Origin of the sequence: Flavobacterium noncentrifugens (assembly GCF_900100375.1) — a bacterium.
GTDB lineage: Bacteria > Bacteroidota > Bacteroidia > Flavobacteriales > Flavobacteriaceae > Flavobacterium > Flavobacterium noncentrifugens.
This window is the reverse complement of sequence record NZ_FNEZ01000001.1, coordinates 995810-1012308: the sequence shown is the minus strand read 5'-3', so window position 1 is coordinate 1012308 and position 16499 is coordinate 995810. Positions and strand designations below refer to the sequence as shown.

The following is a 16499-nucleotide window of genomic DNA, read 5'->3' as shown; positions in this document are numbered from 1 at the left end:
TTGATCACGTAAATCGTACTTCTAAAATCGCAATTAGTTCTTCTTCAGGTAATCCCATTCAGTTTTTGACAAAATTGGCTTCTTGATTAAGGTATCACCTTTGATGTATTCCAAGATTGCTTTGGCGCGTTCTTTAGATTCAGGATGCGTGCTGACCCAGTAAAATTGTTCTGGCATATATTCCTCAGTTGACAATTTGTACAGAAAATCGGCTAGTTTTTCAGGATCCAATTGTGCTTTGATCATGTAATCTACGCCTGTAATATCGGCTTCCGATTCGAGTTCGCGGTCATACGCGGCAGACGACAATTCTTTTGTAAGTTTTTTGATCAGTTGCGGACTGTTTCCTCCGGTCGTAATCGAAATCAGCGCAGAAAGCCCCAATTCCTTGACGAGCTTTTTCATCACATGGTTTTTCTGGATGTGAGCAAGTTCATGACAGATCACTCCGGCAAGTTCGCTTTCATTGTCGCAATTCTGGATCAATCCGGTGTAAATGACCAGATGGTCGCCGGGCATTGCAAAAGCATTGATCTCGTCATTTTCGATAACGTGGACTTTAAATTCCTCGCGGTCCATATTATTTTTTTCTGTGATCCGGGTCACGATTTTATTGACCAGGTCGTTGACAGAATCATTCTTGACAACCGTTTCAGTCGCTTCAATGGTTTTCCAGATCATTTCGCCGAGTTTCTTTTCGGTCGTATCGTTGATTTTCTTGACATGGAAGAGCTTTATGAAATCAATCTGCTGCAGCAAAAAGAGCAATCCGAAAATGCCGATGCCAAGAATCAATCCTTGTAGAAGTGTCTTTCTCATATTATGGTTTGCAGATTAAATCGGTTAAACTTCCAAAAAACCAAAAGTCGACGTGCCTGCCTTTTCGGGTTTCGATAGCCGCATAAATGGTCGAAATGAATTCGAATAAATTGAGGATGATCACGGTAAACAGATACGCAAAATAGCGGTTGCTAACATTTTCATCTCCAAAAACAATCGAAATCGTCCACCAGAAACTGATGCTGTTGAAAAACACAAGTCCGAGTTGCGACAGCATCGATTGCGTCGCATGCCATCTTACAAAATAAGTTCCTTTCCTGTTCGACAAATAAAAAATTACGCTGGCAATAAGATTTACGATCGGAAAAGGCAAGCCTGCAACTACGGCAACGAGCGACATCAGGTAACTGTTTGATGCTTTTTCGGCTTCGTGTTCACCGGGTTTGTAAGGAAAATTAGTGGTTTGGTTCATAATCCTTTATTGATGTTCCAGATCCAATTGCCCAATACTAAAAGAATGAGCAGTGTGGCAATCCATCTGGTCCTGATTAAATTTTCTGTTTTATGGTAATATTCAAACAAAGTTTGTGTTTTTAAAATTGCGTCGCATGCGATCCAGACCGGAATTGCGATCATCAAAAAAGCAACGATGATTCCAAATGGATTAGTCATCAAAGCCTGCGAAAATTCGCCTTTTGCTAAAAATTTCACTGACCTTGTGGTTCCGCAGGACGGACATGGAAATGACGTAATCTTTTTAAAAAAGCAAACGCCAAAGTGTGAATTTCCATGAGGATCTTCGTTCAAAATCGAAAAACCGAGCCATGCATAACCAAAAAAACAAGCTATAAGCAAAATCGAATATAACTTGTTTTTAGTCATTTTTAAAACCTGTTTAAACTACCGCGTTCTGAAAAGCGATCATGTTTTTTTCACGTGTAGCGCCCATAATCAGGAACCAGTCTACAATTGCCCAGATTCCGAGACCTCCACAAGTTAAGAGTTTACCAACACCCATTCCGGTATCGCCGATGTAAAAACGGTCAATCCCAAAACTTCCCGCTAGTAAGGAAAGGATCAATGCTGTTGTTGGATCTTTGTAAGAAACCATCTGAACCATTCCCCATTTCGATTCGTCGAGATTTATTAAAGTATCGCGAACACCCTCAAGGTGGTGGCTTTCGAAGAATTTGGCGTTCATCATCATGAACATGTCTACTTTTTGTGCTTCCATTTTATATTTGTTTGTTTTTGGTTAAAGTTTGTTAAAAATATAAAAATTATTGAAAAGCACTACCATTTGGCTGCCAAAGTTCAATTTTATTTTGTTCTGGATCTAAAATCCATGCGAATTTGCCATAATCATAGGTTTCGGGTTGGCCAATTATGGTTATTCCTTCCAATTTTAATTGTTCCAACAAACGGTCAAGGTTTTCAACCCGGAAATTCTGCATGAATTCTTTTTTCGACGGATCGTAATATTTGGTATCTTCAGGAAACGGCGACCATTGTGTCGAGCAGTCATTTCTGCGGCATCTTTCCACCAGACAGTCGAACCGTAATAATCCGTTTTGAGTCAGAGATGTTTCCCATACCAGGCCACAAGTGCTTTCGGGTTTTTGGATTTGAAGAAAAATCCGCTGATTCTGGTGACACGCTTTTTAACAGATTCAGGTTAGCTTGCGCCGAAATATTTCTGTTTGATTTTATCTACGATCACCTGTGCCAGTTTCACGTGGCTTTCAAACGTCCAGCCGGCGATGTGCGGGGTGAGCAAGGTATTTTTCGAATTTAACAGATATTGAAACGCTTCGGGGATTTCGCCTTCGGTGAACAACGTTTCGAATGATAATTTTTCATACTCGAGCACATCGAGACCTGCGCCGAGGACTTTCCCGGATTTCATCGCTTCGACCAGATCGGATGTTACGACATTTTTTCCCCTCGATGTATTGATAAGCCAGAATGGTTTTGCAAAAGCATTGATAAAATCGGTGTTGACCATTTTATCGGTTTGTGGCGTCCACGGAATGTGCAGACTCAGCACTTCAGATTTTTGCTGCAATTCCGATAATGAAACCTGTTTGGCATTCGCATCGCCTACATTTTCCTGAATGTCGTAACACAACACTTCGACATCAAATCCGCGCAGTTTTTTGGCAAATGATTTTCCCATGTTTCCGTAACCGATGATCCCGACGGTTTTGCCTTCGAGTTCGTGGCCGCGGTTTGCTTCGCGGTTCCAATGACCGGATTTGATTTCGCGGTCGGCGTTGTTGAGTTTGTTGAAAAGTGATAAAATCATGCCGAGCGCCTGTTCTCCAACGGCGTTGCGGTTGCCTTCGGGTGCTGCAATGAGTTGGATTTTTTTTTCAGCGGCATACGGTTCGTCAATACTTTCCAATCCGGCGCCCACGCGTGCGATGAATTGTAAATTGGTCGCTGCATCGAGAAATGTCTTGTCGATCTTGAATCTGCTGCGGATCACAATGCCTTGGTAGTTGTAGATCTTGGCTTCGATCTCGGCTTTTGAAGAGGTATAATCTTCATCATTTATAAATCCGGCCTGCTGCAATTGTTCGAGCATGATCGGGTTGTTGCTGTCGATGTGGAGGATTTTGATGGTTTCCAAAACGGTGTTTTTTAGGTGTTTCAAAATTACGGATTTGTTCCGGATTTGTGGGTTCGCATTAGTGATGGAAGCGGCATCCTTTTGAGTAGCGCAGCGAAGCAAAAGATAGAGCGGACAGCGCGGGCCGAAGGCAATGCCCAAATACAAAAAGCTAAAATTTGAACCATTAAGGACATTAAGTTCATTAAGAAAATCCTACATATTAAATGGTTTATAAAATCTATTCCTTAATTTTTTGCAGAGAGGTTTTGATTCCTTTAATTAACGACGAACTGAAGCCTTGGTGTTCCATTTCGTTGAGGCCAACAATTGTACAGCCTTGTGGCGTTGTGACGCGGTCGATCAATTGTTCCGGATGAATTTTTTCTTCGAGTAGCATTTTTGCAGCGCCTTTTGCCGTTTGTGCAGCGATCGCCAAAGCCGTTTGCGAGTCGAAGCCTATTTCGATTCCGGCCTGCATTGACGCGCGGATGTAACGCAAAGCATACGCCGTTCCGCAAGCGCCTAAAACGGTTGCTGCATCCATTAATTTTTCTTCGATAACGGGCGCGGTTCCTAGCTGCTGGAAGAGTTCGATGACGTGTTGTGCAGGTTCTTTGTCTTTTGCTGCGAATGCGATGCAGGTTGCCGATTCCCCGAATTGGATCGCGATGTTTGGCATGATGCGGACAATTGAATTTCCGTTGGCAGCATTTTGCAAAGTTTCGACTGTGACGCCGCTGATTGCCGATGCAATGGTTTTTTCTGGAACCAATGGAATGATTTCGTTAAGGACAATTTCTGCCTGATACGGTTTTACCGCTAAAATGATTAAATCGGCTTGCTGGATGTTTGACGTATTGTCTGCTGAAACCGTGATGCCGTTTTGCTCCAAATGCCTGATGTTTTCGACATTCCTGCGGGTTACGGTCACGTTGTTGTTTTCGGTATATTTTACGATTCCGAGTGCGATGGCTACCCCAAGGTTGCCGCCGCCAATGATGTGTATGTTCATGTGGTTTGGTTTAAACGCCTAAAATCAGCCGTGCGATGACAAAGTACAAAAAAATACCAAATACATCATTGCTGGTCGTGATAAATGGGCCGGTTGCGATCGCGGGATCGATTTTATTCCTGTGGAGTAAAAGCGGCACCAAAGTCCCTAGCGTCGCGGCAAATAAAATCACGGCGATCATCGAAATGGAAATGGCAAATCCGACTAAAAATTGTCCGTATAAAACGTAATGATAACACAGCAGGAACAACGAAATGATCGTTCCCGAAATCATCGAAACCGTTAATTCTTTACTGAAATAATGCCTGTTGAATTCCTTTACAGATCCGTTGGCCAAACCCTGCACGACAATCGCCGATGCCTGAACGCCGATGTTTCCCGCCGTTGCCGAAAGCAAGGGTACGAAAATCATCAAAGTTCTGAACTGGTCTGAAATGGCCTGGTTCGCATCAAGCACCTGAGATGCAAAAAGTTCGATCACCATTCCCATCAAAAGCCACGGAAGTCGCGCTTTGGTGAGCTCAAGTACGCTGTCATTCGCCTCAACGTCCTGCGTAATACCTGCAGCCAACTGGTAATCTTTTTCGGCTTCATCCTTAATGACGTCAACGATGTCATCAATCGTGATTCGTCCAACGAGACGGCCAAGTTCATCAACAACAGGAATCGCTTCTAAATCGTATTTCTGCATGATCCGCGCGACCTCAACGTCTTCGGTATCAACCTTTACAGAATTGAGTTTGCTGATATAAATGTCACTAATTTGTGCTCTTGTAGAAGTCGTCAGCAAATCTTTTAAAGACAAACGCCCTTTTAACCGGTTTTCATCATCGACGACATAGATCGAATGCACGCGAGAAATATTCTCTGCCTGAATGCGCATTTCCTTGACACAGGTCAGCACGCTCCAGTTTTCATTAACTTTCACCAGCTCTTTATGCATGATTCCACCGGCGGTATCTTCACTGTAACGCAACAGATCGACAATGTCTTTGGCATGCTCAACGTCCTGAAGCTCAGAAATTACTTCGTCTTTTTTGTCTTTTGAAAGTTCGGCGATAATGTCGGCCGCATCATTTGTTTCGAGTTCGTCAAGCTCTTCGGCGATCTCTTTCGGCGAAAGCCTGCTTAAGATATTTTCACGCAGATCGTCCTCGAGTTCGAGCAGGATCTCTGCGGTTTTTTCACTGTCGAGAACCTTAAAAATGTAAGTCGCTTCGTTAAAATCAAGCTCGTCAAGAATTTCAGCAATGTCAGCATGGTGCATGTCTTCAAGCAACACGTTCAGTTCACTGTCTCGTTTTGCGGCAATGAGCTGCTCGAGCTGGCTGATTAATTCTTTGCTGATTTTAAACTCCATCGGCTTCTATTTTTTGGGTCAGTTCAATAAATTGCTGGACGTTTAATTGTTCCGGCCGGAGGTCAAAGATAACATCTTCGCGCAAATTATCCGACAGGTTTAATGTTTTTAAACTGTTACGAATGGTTTTGCGGCGCTGCTGGAAAGCGGTTTTGACTACGGTAAAAAACAATTTTTCACTGCATGGCAGACTGAAATCGGCTTTCCTTCTCAACCGCAATACGCCTGATTTGACTTTCGGCGGTGGATCGAATACGTCTTCGCTGACCGTAAATAAATACTCGGCTTCGTAAAAAGCCTGGACTAAAACAGACAGGATTCCGTAAGCTTTCGTTCCTTTTTTCTCGCAGATCCTTTCAGCAACTTCTTTTTGGAACATTCCGGCAAATTCCGGGATTTGGTTTCTGTATTCCAATGCGCGAAACACAATCTGCGTTGAAATATTGTATGGAAAATTTCCGATGATGCCGAATTGTTTGCCTTCAAAAACTTCATTGATGTTGTATTTCAGGAAATCTTTTGAAATGATCTTGTCTTTTAATTTCGGGTAATTCTGGTCGAGATAAGCCACCGATTCGGTATCGATTTCAATGACGTAAGTCGTTATATCTTTCTCTAAAAGGTATTTCGTCAAAACGCCCATTCCCGGCCCAATTTCGAGCAGATCGTTATAACCTTCCAGATTCATTGTATCAGCAATCGCTTTCGCAATGCTTTCGTCTTTTAAGAAATGCTGCCCGAGGTGCTTTTTAGCTCTTACTTTATCCATTTTTATTGCCAAAGGCGCTAAGTCACGAAGTTCGTGTGTTATTTTTAGTGTTCCGAGATTGTTTCGAGTTCAGTGCGGAATGAGAGCGCGAGTTCTCCAAACAGTTGCTGTGCTTCCTGTCGCAGTTTCGGCGCATCTTCCTGATAGTATTTTTGCAACGTTTCTTTGCTGTCGGTAAAAAATTGCACGGCATACGTTTTTCCGCCCATTTCTTCTTCAACAAGCACCCGAACGAGTTTGGCAGATGAGAATTTTCCGGTCGCCAAAACATCAGCGATATGCTTTTCTTTCATCCATTTAAGCCATTGGTCATGCACACTTTCGTGGATGTTTGTGGTAACATTATAGATAATCATGATGATTTGCGTTTTAAGATTTTGATTTGCGAATACAGATTCGCGTTTACAGGTTTGAATCACCGCGCAATTGCCTGAATTTCTTTCGGGCATCGATAAAATAAATACTGTCTTCGTGGCCAAACAGTAATTTTTCATACAGCGGTTTTGCCTTTTCGGGCAGGTTGAGTTTTTTATTATAGATCTCGGCCGAAAAATACAACGCTTCATCAATGTAAATGCTTTCGGCGTGGTGGTCGATAATTTCCCGGTATTGGCTTAAAGCCAGATTGTAATCATTTAATTTTTCATAGGTTTTTCCAAGCCTCAGCAGCGTCACCGGTTCGATTTCCTTGCCTTTGAATGCTGCCAGGATTGATTGGAATTGCGCCAATGCTTCGGTGTTTTTATTTTGGTATAACAGATAATCGGCGCGGGCGAATTTTTTGAGTGCAACTTGGGTCGAATCTTCGGCCGTATTGTCATTGATCAGTAAAAAATATTCAAGCGCGTCATTTGCGATCAGTTGTGTCGATGCCGATTTCAGTGCTTTAAATTGTTGTTGCGCCCAGGAAAAATCGGCTTTGAAATAGCTTGTTTTTGCTGCTTTTAAACTTGCTTCATGTCCGATGACATCGTTTTTGAGATCGTCGTCAATCTGGGAATAATAGATCAATGCCTGGTTAAATTTTTCTTCATACAACAAAATGTCGGCGAGTTCCATTTTTACATCGGCAAGGTCATATTTGTTCAGCGGAAGGTCGAGCGCGGTCTTCAAAATGGCTTTTCCCTGCTCGGGATTTTTCAGGTTGAACGTTACGAAATGCGCTTCGAGAATCTGCAGTTTCAAGGAATACGGACTAATGCCAAATTGTTTCAAAAGCGCTGCCAGATCTGTTTCAATGGTTTTATAATCTTTTTCAGGAGCTGCGGCGATGCGCATTTCCATCAGGTAATAATTGGCTTTGATTTTTAAATCGAGGTCATTTGTGTTTTCAAGCATGAACGTAAAAATCTCCTTTGCCGTTTCAGTTTCGCCTTCTTCATTGGCAAGCTGCGCGAGGTTTTCAATATTCGCAAGCGACTCTGAATCACGCCTGTAAATTGCTTTTTCCTGGATAAATGCTTTGCCATATTCTTTTTGCTGCACATAAAACCAACTCAAGTACTGGTTCCAAAAAATGTCCTGGCTTTTCTGCGCCCTTAACAACAACGCTTTCCGCAAAGATTCGTTAAAAGTCGCTTCGCCGTCTTCGGTCATGAAACGCGTCAACTGGTTTTGGATCATGATCGAATTCTGTGGATTTTCGAAGGCTTCGGTAAGGAATTTATCGATCATCATATCGGTATTCCCGGATTGGCCGTAGAGCATTGCCATCTGGAAATTGAAATTGAGTTTTGGCTCTAAGGTCAACGCCAACTGATACGCCTGAAGCGCATAATCAATCAGAACTTTCCGTTCAAAAACCGAGGCAATATTGTAGACTTCATTTGGGTTTTTCCGGATTTTATCGAGTGCCTGTTCGTAGTATTTTTTAGCTTTCGAATCGTCTTTGCGCAACTGGAAGTTGTAACCCAATTCAACTAAAACGCTTCCCTGCTGAAACCGCGCCAAACGATCCTGGATCAGTTTATCCGCAAGGTCATATTGCTGCAATTGCTGATACGAGTCGACCAGTTTCTGGAAATAATACCCGTTTCCTGGCTGTTGCTTCAGCAATTCCTCATAACTGATTTTTGCCTTGTCAAAATCTCCTTTGTCAAAATAATTCTGCGCCAGCTGATCTTGCTGCGCAACGGCGGCCAGTGCGAAGAATATTGTAAGGAAAAGGAAGATTTTTTTCATTCGGGATTGAAAACACAATGTACTAAAGTAACACATTTTGTGTCGATTTAGTACATTGATTTATTAAAGATTAACTTTTAGTTGATGATATCAAAACCTGTGTAACGGCGCAGTACTTCGGGGATTACGATGCCTTCCGGGGTTTGGTAATTCTCTAAAATTCCGGCAAGGACACGCGGCAAAGCGAGTGAACTTCCGTTTAAGGTGTGTGCCAATTGATTTTTGCCGTCTTTGTCTCGAAAACGCAATTTTAACCTGTTGGCCTGAAAGGTTTCAAAATTCGATACCGATGAAATTTCGAGCCAGCGATCCTGAGCAGTTGAAAATACTTCAAAATCATATGTCAATGCCGACGTAAAGCCCATGTCGCCGCCACACAAACGCAACACGCGGTAAGGCAATTTTAATTCTTCAAGGATATTTTTTACGTGTTCGACCATGCCGTCAAGCGCTTCATATGATTTATCAGGATGCTCGACACGAACAATTTCTACTTTGTCGAACTGGTGCAAACGGTTTAGTCCGCGAACGTGCGCACCATAAGAACCGGCTTCACGCCTAAAACACGGCGTGTAACCTGTATATTTTATAGGAAGTTCATTTTCATTCACGATCACATCGCGAAACAAATTCGTTACCGGAACTTCAGCAGTCGGAATCAAATATAAATCGTCGATTCCAACGTGGTACATCTGTCCTTCCTTGTCTGGCAATTGCCCTGTTCCATAGCCTGAAGCTTCGTTGACCAAATGCGGCACCTGGACTTCGGTATAACCGGCATCGGTATTTTTATCAAGAAAATAAGCTATTAATGCACGTTGCAATTTTGCGCCTTTTCCTTTGTAAACCGGAAATCCTGCGCCTGCGATCTTTACGCCAAGTTCAAAATCGATGATGTCGTATTTTTTAACGAGTTCCCAATGCGGCTGTGCGCCTTCGTGCAATTTCGGGATGTCGCCTGCCTGGAAAACGTTTAAGTTTTCTTCGGGCGTTTTGCCTTCAGGAACGATATCGGCCGGAAGGTTTGGCAACGTGTACATTTTCTGCGTCAGCTCGTCTGCCAAAGCTTCTGTTTTTTCAGAAAGTGCTTTGCTTTGCTCTTTCAGCAACACCGTTTTTTCCTTTAAAATGGCTGCTTTTGACTTTTCTCCGCCTTTCATCAATTCGCCTATATCTTTGGACAATTTGTTGGATTCGGATAAAACATTGTCGAGTTCGACCTGTGCGGCGCGGCGTTTTTCATCCAACAGCACAACTTCTTCCACAATGGCTTTGGCGTCGATGTTTCTCTTAGCCAATGCTTTGATAACCTTTTCCTGGTTTTCCCTGATAAATGCGATCTGTAACATATAATGAATTTTAAAAGATCCGGATGCTGCCCGGAATCAAGGTCGCAAATTTAATCAAATGTTTTTATATAAAAAGGCCGATTTTGAAAAGAAACTTTGCGATTTTAAGCGTCTAAAATTATGATTCCAAATGCATTTCCGATCAAATTAACAGTCGAGAATTGGTTTATTGATTAGATTTGGGAAAAATTTCTGAACATAATGAAAAAATACTACGCATTATTGTTGCTCGTTGCGGCTTCATCTGCATTTGCACAATCGAATGAGTCTGAAAAAGAAGGGCTTGTAAAAGCCGAAAGGAAGTCGGCTTCCAAAAGGATGGCGCTTCAGGCAAACCCAAACACCTTAAACTACGACATTACACACGAAAAACTCGAATTTACGATCGATCCGGCGGTTTACAATATAGCAGGTAGGGTGACGACGACTTACAAAGCATTGTCAAATATGAATACCATCGTTTTTGACCTCGCTAAAATTACCGATCCAAGTGATGACAATTATGACAGCCAAATTGTGGTAAATGCGGTTCGCATCAACAATTCCGACCTGGCTTTCACTAGAAATGACACAGAACTGATCGTGACGCTTCCTACAACACAGGCGACAGGCGTTTCTGCTGTTATTGAAATTACCTATGAAGGCGCGCCTGCAGGAAGCGGTTTTGGCTCATTTATAGCGACAAATCATGGTTCTACGCCGGTTTTATGGACGCTTTCGGAGCCTTTTGGTGCACGCGACTGGTGGCCTTGCAAGCAGGATCTGAATGACAAGATCGATACCGGACTTGACGTATACATTACGGCGCCAACACAATACAATTCTGTTTCAAACGGTTTGCAGCAATCCAAAACCGATAACGGGAACGGCACCTCAACGACTTATTTCAAGCACAATTACCCAATTGCGGCTTACCTGGTTGCCATTGCGTGTACGAATTACCAGATTTATACGCAGCAAGGCGGATTGGGAACAGCAGAAAGTCCGTTTTTCCCAATCGTGAATTATGCCTATCCAGAAACAGCTGCAGCAAATACCGCAAGTGTTGCCGTTACACCGTCAATTATCAATTTTTATGAAACGAAATTCGGGCCTTATCCTTTCAGGAATGAGAAATATGGCCATGCACAATTTGGCTGGGGCGGCGGAATGGAGCATCAGTCGGTTTCTTTTATGACAGCCGGAAACAGCGGAAGATACAGCCGTAGCCTCATCGCACACGAAATGGGACACCAGTGGTTTGGCGATAAAGTGACCTGCGCATCATGGAACAACATCTGGCTTAACGAAGGTTTTGCAACCTATCTCGCATCCATGGTCATTCAGAATTTTGATGGAGAAAATGCATTTACCCAAGATAAAGCAAGCATGGTGGAATATATCATTTCACAACCCGGCGGCGCCATTTACATGACCGATGATGAAGCAACCAGCGTAAACCGCATTTTCAGCAGCCGTTTGTCTTATGACAAAGGCGGTATGGTTTTAAATATGCTTCGCTTGAAATTAGGCGACACCAATTTCTTCCAGGCGTTGCGCAATTATCTTGCAGATCCGGCTCATGCCTATGGTTATGCGACTACAGCCGACTTGAAGGCGCATCTTGAAGCAGTTTCAGGAACAAGTTTAACTGAATTTTTTAATGATTGGGTTTACAATCAGGGTTACCCGATTTATGACATTACCGTGAGGAATACTTCGTCCGGATTTGCCAGCATTCAGGTTGGACAGGCGCAATCGCATGCATCGGTAAGCTTTTTTGAAGGCCCGGTTCCGGTAAGGTTAACGGGCAGCGGCGGACAGGAACTTGATGTGGTATTAGACAATACTTCAAATGGGCAGATCTTCAATGTTGCCGTTCCATTTGTGGTAACCAATGTGGTATTCAATCCGAAAAGCGACATTGTTGCTGAGGAAAATGTTGTGACACTGGCGACATCTGCTTTTGACAACCTCAGCGCAAGCGTATTGTATCCGAATCCTGCATCTAACAAACTGACCTTGCAATTGCCGTCCGGGGTTGCTGTCGAAAAAACAATTTTCTACAATACGATCGGACAAATGGCAAAAGAAACGACTGTTGAAAATACCTGGGATGTTTCCGATCTGGCTTCGGGAATTTATTTCATGACGGTTCAGACAAATGCTGGAACGAAACAATTGAAGTTCAGCAAAAAATAATTTAAAAAAAACTGACATAAAATCCCCGGCAGCGATGTTGGGGATTTTTTTATTCGATGGCTTTGATCCGTGAAACCATTAGCGCAACAAGGTATCCGAAGATTCCGATAACTGCAAAAGACACGCGCAAACTTGTCATTTCAGCAATGTAACCAATGACCGGCGGCCCCATTAAAAACCCAAGGAAACTGACACTCGAAACGATCGTTAATGCTTCTCCGGCGGGAACATTAGGGTTTTTTCCGGCAACGCTGTAAACCGTTGGCACGACCGAAGCCACGCCCAATCCCACCATCATAAAAGCGATCGTTGCCGGAATGAAGTATGGAAAAATCACAGAGATGAAAAGTCCGGTCGACATGAGGATGCCGCTTAACTGAAGGATTCGTTTGCGTCCATATTTGTGGATTAAAAAATCGGCCAGGAACCTTCCCAAAGCCATCATGATCATAAATGAAGTATAGCCAACGATGACCAGCGCACCGGGCACTTTGATGATTTCTTTAAAATACACGCCGCTCCAGTCAAACATCACGCCTTCATTCGCCATGCAGCAAAATCCGATAACACCAAGCCAAAGGAGCGCAGGATCAGGTTTGGAGAAGAATTTTTGTTTTTCTGAACGGATTTTTTCCTTGGCTGTGATCAGATGTTTATTCGCCAATAATATGGCAATCATTACAACAACTGCAACAATCAAAAAATGATGCAGCGGCGATAGTTTTAGCGCCAGCATGCCCAATCCGATGATCGCGCCAGAAAATCCTGCTATGCTCCAAACACCGTGAAACGAAGACATAATTGCTTTCTTAAATAGCGATTCAGTTGCAACTCCCTGCGTATTCACTGCAATGTTTGACAGGTTTCCGAAAACGCCAAATGCAAACAATCCCGCCGACAATTCCCAGGCCGTTGTTGCAAATCCGAGCGAAACCAGGCTCAACGCATAAAAAACCAATCCGAAGATCAAAATCGACTTGCTGCCATAACGCGTCACCAGTTTTCCCGAAAACGGCATGATGATCAATTGCCCAACCGGAACGGCAAATAAAATACTGCCAAGATCGCCTTCGCTCAAATGCAGCATCGTTTTAATGTCGGGAATCCGGCTCGCCCAACTCGCAAAACACAAACCCATCGAAAAATAAAACACCGAAACGCAAAACCGGATCCTTTTTAAATAGGACCATTTTGCATTTTGGTACCCGCTTCCAACGTTGGATTTGAACTTGAAACGGTTGATGAAAAACTCGAACACGGCAAAAAAATTTATTTATTTAAGAATGCAAGCAACGGTATAATGAAACGGTCATACGCTTCAATATGTGGCAAATGTCCGACATTATCGAGTTCGACAAGCTCAGAATTACGAATTTTTTTTGCAGTTGCTTTTCCGAGCAACGGATAATTCCCAAATGTTTCCTGGATTTCCTTTGGCGCTTTTCCTTTTCCGAGCGCCGTTCTATCGCGTTGCCCGACAATCAGAAGCGTGGGCACTTTGATGTTTTCAAATTCGTAAACGACGGGCTGCGTAAAGATCATGTCATAAGTCAGTGCCGAACTTTTGGCAACAATCGGATAATCTTTATTGAGTGTTTGCCCGGCTGGAGCCGCGATCCATTTGTCGTATTCGGGCTTCCATTGGCCTCCGTAATAAAACTGCAGCTGATAGGCTTTCATCTTGTCATAATCCTGTGCGAGTTCAGTTTTGTACCAATCATCCACCGATTGATATGGCACAACGGTTTTCCAGTCTTCAAGCCCTATCGGGTTTTCGAGGATTAATTTTTCAACGGTTTCTGGATACATCAATGTGAATCTTGTCGCAAGCATTCCGCCCATGGAATGTCCCAGAACATTGGTTTTTGTAATCTTCAGTTCGTCTAAAATGGCTTTGGTATTTTGTGCCAATAATTGAAAAGTGTATTGGATATTTCCGGGTTTTGACGATTTTCCGAAACCGATCTGGTCGGGCATAACGACGCGGTAACCGGCTTTCGCCAGATCATTCGCCGTTTGCTCCCAATACATCGCCGAGAAATTCTTGCCGTGCAAAAGCAGGATGTTTTTTCCGTTTGGCTGTTGCGGCTGCAAATCCATATATGCCATTTTCAAATCCTGCCCTTGAATTTTCAGATTGATTTCCTTTACTGGAAATGGGTATTTGACATTTTCCATCCGGATTCCGGTTACTTCGAGCTTGGGCTGTTGGGCAAAACCCGAAGCATAAATCCCGATCAATAAAAGCGTCATGTGTTTTTTCATAGCGTTGCATTTGTGTCCGAAGACATCGAAAAATAATCTAATTTTGATAAACTTCAGGATTCACGACTTTCGGTAATTTTTCACCCTTTAAACCTGCAATCACATTTTGTGCAGCAAGCACCGCCATATCATTTCGTGTACTCTCAGTCGATGAACCAATGTGCGGCAACACAGCAACGTTTGGCATGTGCAGCAAAATATTGTTCGGATCCATTGGTTCTGGATTTGTAACATCAAGCCCTGCGCCCCAAATGACTTCATTCTGCAACGCTTCCAGCAAATCTTTTTCGTCGTGGATCGGACCGCGGGCCGTATTGACGAAAATCGCCTTCCGTTTCATTTTTGCGAACGTTTCTTCATTGAAAATGCCTTTGGTTTCATCGGTTAAATTGGCATGGACAGAAATCACGTCGCTTTTTTCAAGCAATTCTTCAAACGAAACTTTTCTGGCGTTAAGCTTTGTTTCGGCTTCTTCATTGGTGCTGCGATTGTGGTAAATAATGTTCATTTCGAAAGCACCTTTGCTCGATTTGGCCATTTCAAAACCGATCTTTCCGAGACCTAAAACCCCGAGTGTTTTGCCTTGTAAATCGATTCCGAGATTTGCTGTTGGTTCAAAGAAATTCCAGTTGCCTTTTTCGATGCGCTTGTGGTGGAAAAATGCTTTTCGCGCCACATTCTGCATCAGCAAAAAAGCAATGTCGGCAGTGGCTTTACTCAGCACATCAGGCGTATGCCCAATTGGAATTTTCTGGGCGTTAGCCTCAGCAATATCGACGTTGTCAAAACCTGTTGCAAATAGTGAAATGACTTTTAAATGGCTGCAGGCTTTGAGGAAATTGCCATCAATTTTGGAACGACCAGCAGTTAAAAGCGCATCGGCATTTTTGCAGTGATCGATAAGTTCCTGATCGGTCAATTCGCGTTTTTCTTCCCATTGGGTAATTTCAATTCCGGCATTTTTGAGCAGTTGCAGTCCGGCTTCGGGAATAATTCTGGTGATGAATACTTTCATTTTTATTGTTTTATTGATGAATTACCAGGCGCTTTCTGCATTCAGGAATTCAATCGCATTGCTGTCGAGTTTCAATTCCGGTGCCTGGATGATGCTGTCGAGTTGCTTTAAGCTGGTGGCGCTTACAATTGGTGCGGTAACTGTCGCATGCTGGATCAGCCACGCCAATGAAACTGCTGCCGGAGTGGCATTGTACTCTTTCGAAATTTTATCCAAAGCCGCGAGGATTTTCATGCCGCGGTCGTTGAAATATTTCTCCATTCCGCCGCCTCTCGGACTTTTATCGAGGTCTTCTTTGCTTCTGTATTTCCCGGTTAAAAATCCGCTTTCAAGCGAATAATACGTAAACACGCCAAGCCCGAATTCTTTTACGAGCGGCTCTAAGTTGGTTTCATAATTTTCACGGAAGTACAAATTGTAATGCGGCTGAAGTGTTTTGTAAGCAGGAAGGTTTTGTTTTTCGCTGGTTTCCAATGATTCCCTGATGCGTTCCGGCGACATGTTCGACGTTCCGATCCAGCGTATTTTTCCGTCCTTCACGAGCTGGTCATACGCCTCGAGCGTTTCCTGCACCTGCGTTCCTTCATCGTCAAAATGCGTCTGGTATAAATCGAGATAATCGGTTTGCAGTCGCTTTAAAGAATCTTCGACTGCTTTTAAAATATATTGTTTTTTGAGGCCTTTTTTGCCGTCGCCCATGTCGCTTCCCACTTTCGTTGTTAGAATAATTTCCTGGCGGTTTTTCTTTTCTTTCATCCATTTTCCGATGATGGTTTCCGATTCTCCGCCAGAGTTTCCGGGCTTCCAGCGCGAATACACATCGGCGGTGTCGATAAAATTGAATCCGGCCCCGGTAAATCCGTTTAAGATTTCGAACGATTGTTTCTCGTCAAGCGTCCAGCCAAAAACATTTCCGCCAAAAGCGACCGGATATATCTGTAAATCGGTTTGACCTAGTTGTACTTTTTCCATG

General features: G+C 43.2%; 16 protein-coding genes and 1 pseudogene. 1 reads left to right on the top strand and 16 read right to left on the bottom strand.

What is annotated here, in order from left to right; translation table 11 throughout:
* Window positions 1-33: 33 nt before the first annotated feature.
* The 12 genes and pseudogenes from BLS32_RS04515 to serS all read right to left on the bottom strand — a co-directional run bounded on the left by BLS32_RS04515 (window position 34) and on the right by serS (window position 10065).
* The gene (locus tag BLS32_RS04515; RefSeq protein WP_091392250.1) at window positions 34-819 is read right to left on the bottom strand and encodes a M48 family metallopeptidase; all 786 of its coding nucleotides are present in this window, start codon (window positions 817-819) and stop codon (window positions 34-36) included.
* Window position 820: 1 nt separating this feature from the next.
* Entirely contained in the window at window positions 821-1252 is a 432-nt protein-coding gene (locus BLS32_RS04510) for a magnetosome magnetite crystal formation protein family (protein ID WP_091392249.1), read from the bottom strand.
* Window positions 1249-1662 carry a DUF2752 domain-containing protein gene (locus BLS32_RS04505; RefSeq protein ID WP_091392248.1) on the bottom strand — a complete coding sequence of 138 codons (414 nt, stop codon included), beginning with the start codon at window positions 1660-1662 and terminating at the stop codon, window positions 1249-1251. Before BLS32_RS04505 ends, BLS32_RS04510 begins: the two co-directional genes overlap by 4 nt.
* Before the next feature lie 13 nt (window positions 1663-1675).
* On the bottom strand, window positions 1676-2014 hold the full coding sequence (locus BLS32_RS04500) for a TM2 domain-containing protein (RefSeq protein ID WP_091392246.1): 339 nt from the start codon (window positions 2012-2014) through the stop codon (window positions 1676-1678).
* Between the two features lie 46 nt (window positions 2015-2060).
* Window positions 2061-2425 (bottom strand): annotated as a pseudogene (locus tag BLS32_RS04495) (VOC family protein).
* Between the two features lie 30 nt (window positions 2426-2455).
* Window positions 2456-3367 carry a 2-hydroxyacid dehydrogenase gene (locus tag BLS32_RS04490; protein WP_091392449.1) on the bottom strand — a complete coding sequence of 304 codons (912 nt, stop codon included), beginning with the start codon at window positions 3365-3367 and terminating at the stop codon, window positions 2456-2458.
* Window positions 3368-3632: 265 nt separating this feature from the next.
* Window positions 3633-4406, bottom strand: coding sequence for a pyrroline-5-carboxylate reductase (gene proC / locus BLS32_RS04485; RefSeq protein WP_091392245.1), 774 nt, complete (start codon window positions 4404-4406; stop codon window positions 3633-3635).
* A gap of 10 nt (window positions 4407-4416) precedes the next feature.
* On the bottom strand, window positions 4417-5766 hold the full coding sequence (gene mgtE / locus BLS32_RS04480) for a magnesium transporter (RefSeq protein ID WP_091392243.1): 1350 nt from the start codon (window positions 5764-5766) through the stop codon (window positions 4417-4419).
* Window positions 5756-6535 (bottom strand): 16S rRNA (adenine(1518)-N(6)/adenine(1519)-N(6))-dimethyltransferase RsmA, encoded by a 780-nt coding sequence (gene rsmA, locus BLS32_RS04475; RefSeq protein WP_091392241.1) that lies wholly within the window; start codon window positions 6533-6535, stop codon window positions 5756-5758. The genes mgtE and rsmA overlap by 11 nt, the downstream gene beginning before the upstream one ends.
* 44 nt (window positions 6536-6579) lie before the next feature.
* Window positions 6580-6891 (bottom strand): DUF4286 family protein, encoded by a 312-nt coding sequence (locus BLS32_RS04470; RefSeq protein WP_091392447.1) that lies wholly within the window; start codon window positions 6889-6891, stop codon window positions 6580-6582.
* A 46-nt stretch (window positions 6892-6937) separates the two neighbouring features.
* Entirely contained in the window at window positions 6938-8716 is a 1779-nt protein-coding gene (locus tag BLS32_RS04465) for a tetratricopeptide repeat protein (protein ID WP_091392239.1), read from the bottom strand.
* A 77-nt stretch (window positions 8717-8793) separates the two neighbouring features.
* On the bottom strand, window positions 8794-10065 hold the full coding sequence (serS, locus tag BLS32_RS04460) for a serine--tRNA ligase (protein ID WP_091392237.1): 1272 nt from the start codon (window positions 10063-10065) through the stop codon (window positions 8794-8796).
* Window positions 10066-10266: 201 nt separating this feature from the next.
* Between serS and BLS32_RS04455 the strand changes: the two genes are divergently transcribed.
* Window positions 10267-12246 carry a M1 family metallopeptidase gene (locus BLS32_RS04455; protein WP_091392235.1) on the top strand — a complete coding sequence of 660 codons (1980 nt, stop codon included), beginning with the start codon at window positions 10267-10269 and terminating at the stop codon, window positions 12244-12246.
* 49 nt (window positions 12247-12295) lie between these two features.
* Here the strand turns inward: BLS32_RS04455 and BLS32_RS04450 are convergent, their stop codons facing one another.
* From BLS32_RS04450 to BLS32_RS04435, 4 genes are read right to left on the bottom strand one after another with little or no spacing between them, the layout of a single operon-like run.
* Window positions 12296-13504, bottom strand: coding sequence for an MFS transporter (locus tag BLS32_RS04450; RefSeq protein WP_245699316.1), 1209 nt, complete (start codon window positions 13502-13504; stop codon window positions 12296-12298).
* Between the two features lie 11 nt (window positions 13505-13515).
* Entirely contained in the window at window positions 13516-14511 is a 996-nt protein-coding gene (locus tag BLS32_RS04445; RefSeq protein WP_091392233.1) for an alpha/beta fold hydrolase, read from the bottom strand.
* 37 nt (window positions 14512-14548) lie between these two features.
* Window positions 14549-15526, bottom strand: a complete 978-nt coding sequence (locus BLS32_RS04440) for a 2-hydroxyacid dehydrogenase (RefSeq protein ID WP_091392232.1) — start codon at window positions 15524-15526, stop codon at window positions 14549-14551.
* Between the two features lie 21 nt (window positions 15527-15547).
* Entirely contained in the window at window positions 15548-16498 is a 951-nt protein-coding gene (locus BLS32_RS04435; protein WP_091392230.1) for an aldo/keto reductase, read from the bottom strand.
* Window position 16499 lies beyond the last annotated feature (1 nt).

Coding starts and splice junctions, on each gene's coding strand:
- BLS32_RS04515 (WP_091392250.1), bottom strand. CDS start 819: ATGAGAAAGACACTTCTACAAGGATTGATTCTTGGCATCGGCATTTTC.
- BLS32_RS04510 (WP_091392249.1), bottom strand. CDS start 1,252: ATGAACCAAACCACTAATTTTCCTTACAAACCCGGTGAACACGAAGCC.
- BLS32_RS04505 (WP_091392248.1), bottom strand. CDS start 1,662: ATGACTAAAAACAAGTTATATTCGATTTTGCTTATAGCTTGTTTTTTT.
- BLS32_RS04500 (WP_091392246.1), bottom strand. CDS start 2,014: ATGGAAGCACAAAAAGTAGACATGTTCATGATGATGAACGCCAAATTC.
- BLS32_RS04490 (WP_091392449.1), bottom strand. CDS start 3,367: ATGCTCGAACAATTGCAGCAGGCCGGATTTATAAATGATGAAGATTAT.
- proC (WP_091392245.1), bottom strand. CDS start 4,406: ATGAACATACACATCATTGGCGGCGGCAACCTTGGGGTAGCCATCGCA.
- mgtE (WP_091392243.1), bottom strand. CDS start 5,766: ATGGAGTTTAAAATCAGCAAAGAATTAATCAGCCAGCTCGAGCAGCTC.
- rsmA (WP_091392241.1), bottom strand. CDS start 6,535: ATGGATAAAGTAAGAGCTAAAAAGCACCTCGGGCAGCATTTCTTAAAA.
- BLS32_RS04470 (WP_091392447.1), bottom strand. CDS start 6,891: ATGATTATCTATAATGTTACCACAAACATCCACGAAAGTGTGCATGAC.
- BLS32_RS04465 (WP_091392239.1), bottom strand. CDS start 8,716: ATGAAAAAAATCTTCCTTTTCCTTACAATATTCTTCGCACTGGCCGCC.
- serS (WP_091392237.1), bottom strand. CDS start 10,065: ATGTTACAGATCGCATTTATCAGGGAAAACCAGGAAAAGGTTATCAAA.
- BLS32_RS04455 (WP_091392235.1), top strand. CDS start 10,267: ATGAAAAAATACTACGCATTATTGTTGCTCGTTGCGGCTTCATCTGCA.
- BLS32_RS04445 (WP_091392233.1), bottom strand. CDS start 14,511: ATGAAAAAACACATGACGCTTTTATTGATCGGGATTTATGCTTCGGGT.
- BLS32_RS04440 (WP_091392232.1), bottom strand. CDS start 15,526: ATGAAAGTATTCATCACCAGAATTATTCCCGAAGCCGGACTGCAACTG.
- BLS32_RS04435 (WP_091392230.1), bottom strand. CDS start 16,498: ATGGAAAAAGTACAACTAGGTCAAACCGATTTACAGATATATCCGGTC.